We start from the raw sequence: 369 nt of genomic DNA, 5'->3' as shown, positions 1-369 counted from the left end.
CGCCTTTCTCCTGCCAACTGCGAATTTGCGACACAATAAAACGGGCTTCATCCAGCTCATTAAAACCGGCATACAGGGAAATGGGTTCCCCTTCGCTGCCTTCGGTCCAGAGTTCTTTCCCCAGACGGCCGCTGTTATTTTCGATCACAGTGTTGGCGGCTTTGAGGATCTTGCCGGTAGAGCGGTAGTTCTGCTCAAGTCGAATGGTGGTGGCACCGTCAAAGTCGCGCAGAAAATGCTGAATATTATCCACGTTGGCGCCGCGCCAGCCGTAGATAGACTGGTCATCATCACCCACAATCATCATGTTGTTGGTAGGGCAGGCCAGCAGGCGCAACCAGGCGTATTGGATGTTGTTAGTATCCTGAA

The 369-nt window shown here is 52.6% G+C and carries 1 protein-coding gene; it reads right to left on the bottom strand.

What is annotated here, in order from left to right:
• Positions 1–369 (bottom strand): UvrD-helicase domain-containing protein (locus tag J0A66_RS22050; RefSeq protein WP_206575985.1); only part of this gene is annotated, 369 nt, incomplete at both ends.

It is taken from the genome of Bowmanella dokdonensis (assembly GCF_017254865.1).
In the GTDB taxonomy this organism is placed as follows: Bacteria; Pseudomonadota; Gammaproteobacteria; order Enterobacterales; family Alteromonadaceae; genus Bowmanella; species Bowmanella dokdonensis.
Note: the sequence above shows the minus strand (reverse complement) of the source record. Positions and strands in the feature narration are given on the sequence as shown.